At 74.2% G+C, this 3061-nt stretch carries 1 protein-coding gene; it reads right to left on the bottom strand.

What is annotated here, in order from left to right:
• On the bottom strand, positions 1-3061 hold a 3061-nt coding region (locus tag ACIQUT_RS40215; RefSeq protein WP_403570683.1), incomplete at both ends, for an acyltransferase domain-containing protein.

Genomic DNA, 3061 nt, shown 5'->3' on the forward strand with positions numbered 1-3061 from the left:
CAGGTGCCGCGCGAACAGCCGGCCCAGACCACCGGTCGCACCGGTGACCAACACGGTCCCGGACGGGTCGCCCAGCACCGCGGCCGACACCTCGGGCACGCTCTCGGACGACGCCACACGGACCAGGCGCGGGGCGGTGACGACACCGCCGCGGATCGCCAGCTCCGGCTCCCCCGCTGCCAGCGCGGCGGGAAGGGCCGCCGGCGACGCCGGGTCCGAACCCAGGTCGATCATGACCAGCTGACCGGGGTTCTCCGACTGCGCCGAGCGCAGCAGACCGCGCACCGCACTGCCCGGCAGGTCCTGCACCCCCGCACCGCGTTCGACGGCGGCGGCGCCCGCGGTCAGCCACACCAGGGGCGTGGCCGCGAACCGCTCGTCCGCCAGCCACTCCTGGACGGCGGCCAGCGCCGCGTTCACCGCGCCGTGGACGCGGCCGGCCATGTCCTCGGGCTGCTCGGCGGCGGCCGGGAGGACGAAGACGGCATCGGGAGCCGGCTCCCCCGCCTCAAGGGCTGCACCGAGCTCGGCGAGGTCGGCGTACTCGGTGACCTGGGCGCCCGGACCGGCCGGCCCGCCCAGCCCGATCCCGTCCTGCCCCAGCACGGCCCAGCGGAGGTCGCCGGAGGCAGCGGCCGCGACGGGCGCAGCAGGCACGGGCAGCCACTCCACCCGGAACAGCGACTCCAGGTTGCCGCCGGCCGCGTGCACCTGGTCGGCGGAGGCCGGGCGCAGCGTCAGCGACTCCACGGCCGCCACCGGGCGTCCGGTCTCGTCGGCGACCAGCAGGCCGAGGGTGTGGGCGTCGTCGGGCGAAGCCGGGGTCAGGCGCATCCGGAGGGCGGAGGCGCCCACCGCGTAGAGCGAGACACCCGCCCAGAAAAACGGCAGCAGGGCACCGGCATCGGCCTGTGCGGCGGGGTCGCCGTGCCCGATGGCGTGCAGACCGGCGTCGAGGAGTGCCGGGTGGAGCCCGAACCGGGCCGCATCACCGTGACCGTCCTCCGGCAGCACGACCTCCGTGAACAGTTCGCCGCCGCGGCGCCAGGCCGCCTTCAGGCCCTGGAACAGCGGCCCGTAGGAGACGCCCTCCTCGGCCAGCTCCGCGTAGAGCCCGTGCACGTCGACCGGCTCGGCTCCGGCCGGCGGCCAGGCGGCCAGCTCGTCGAAGCCCTGCTCGGCCTCGGGCCGGGCACCGGCCGCCAGGACACCGGACCCGTGGCGGGTCCACGACTCCTCGGCAAGCGCGTCCTGACGGCGCGAGTACACCGCGAACGGCCGGCCACCGGACGCCGCAGGCGCCTCGACGACCACCTGGAGCTGCACGCCGCCCCGCTCGGGCAGGACGAGCGGCGCCTCCAGCGTCAGCTCCTCCACCACATCACAGCCGACCTGGTCACCGGCACGGATCGCCAGGTCCACGAAGGCCGTACCGGGCAGCAGGACGCTGCCGTGGATGACGTGGTCGGCGAGCCACGGCTGCGTGTCCAGCGACAGCCGGCCGGCGAGCAGCACACCCTCCGAGTCGGCGAGCGCCACCGCCGCACCGAGCAGCGGGTGCGCGGCATCGCCCAGACCGATGGACTCCGGGTCCCCGGCGACGAACGCCGCCGCACTCGGCCAGAACCGCTGCCGCTGGAACGCGTACGTCGGCAGGTCCACCCGGCGGGCACCCGTGCCCGCGAAGAAGGCGTCCCAGTCGACGGCGACACCGTGAACGTGCGCCCGGGCGAGGGCGGTGGTGACCGTTTCGGTCTCGTCGCGCTCCTTCCGGAGCACGGGTACGAAGACCATGCCGTCGGCGTCGCCGGCCGTGCAGCCCTGGGCCAGTGCGGACAGGGTCCCGTCCGGGCCGAGCTCGATGTACGCGGTCACACCGGCGGCTTCGAGCGTGCGGACGCCGTCCAGGAAGCGCACGGCCTCACGGACGTGCCGGACCCAGAACTCGGCCGAGCTCATCTCGTCGGTGACGACGGCACCCGTCAGGCACGACACGATCGGGATGGCGGGGGCCGCGAACGCCAGCCCCGCCACGACCTCGCGGAAGTCGTCCAGCATGCCGTCCATGTGCGGCGAGTGGAACGCGTGGCTGACCGTCAGCCGCTTGGTCTTCCGGCCCTGGGCCTCGAAGGCCGCGGCGATGGCGAGCGCGGCGTCCTCGTCACCGGCGATGACGACCGACTGCGGGCCGTTGATCGCGGCGATGCTCACCCGGTCGCCCCCGCCGATCAGCGGCAGAACCTCATCCTCAGACGCCTGCACCGCGATCATCACACCGGCGGCCGGAAGCGCCTGCATCAGCCGACCACGGGCCGCCACCAGGGCACACGCGTCGTCCAGGGACAGCACACCCGCCACATGCACGGCGGCGATCTCACCGATGGAGTGGCCGGCAAGGTAGTCCGGCCGCACACCCCAGCTCTCCACCAGCCGGAACAGCGCCACCTCAACCGCGAACAGCGCCGGCTGCGTGTACTCCGTCCGGTCCAGCACCGCCGTATCGGCACCGAACAGCACGTCCCTCAGCGGAAGTTCGAGGTGGGCGTCCATCCGGGCGCAGGTGGCATCGAGGGCATCGGCGAACACCGGGAAGGCCTCGTACAGCTCGCGCCCCATGCCGAGGCGCTGGCTGCCCTGGCCCGTGAACAGGAAGGCCGAGGCGCCGCCGCCGGCCACGGTTCCACGCAACACGCCGGGCGCCTGCTCACCGGCAGCGACCGCGGTGAGGGACGCCAGGAACTCGTCCCGCTCCCCCGCGACGACAACGGCACGGCGGTCGAGGGCCGACCGGGACGTGGCCAGGGAGAAGGCCACATCGATCGGTTCGAGGGACTCGTCCTCGGCAATCCGGGCGGCGAGCCGCTCGGCCTGGACCTGCAGGGCGGAGTCGGTCTTGGCGGACAGCACCCACGGCATGACACCGGGCTGCTGCTGCGGAGGCCCGTCCGGCGTGACGCCGTCGGCTTCCGGTGCCTGTTCGATGATCGTGTGGGCGTTGGTGCCGCTGAAGCCGAACGAGGAGATACCGGCCCGGCGCGGACGGCCGGTCTCCGGCCACGCC

Source organism: Streptomyces sp. NPDC090445, from assembly GCF_044769385.1.
Taxonomy (GTDB): Bacteria; Actinomycetota; Actinomycetes; order Streptomycetales; family Streptomycetaceae; genus Streptomyces.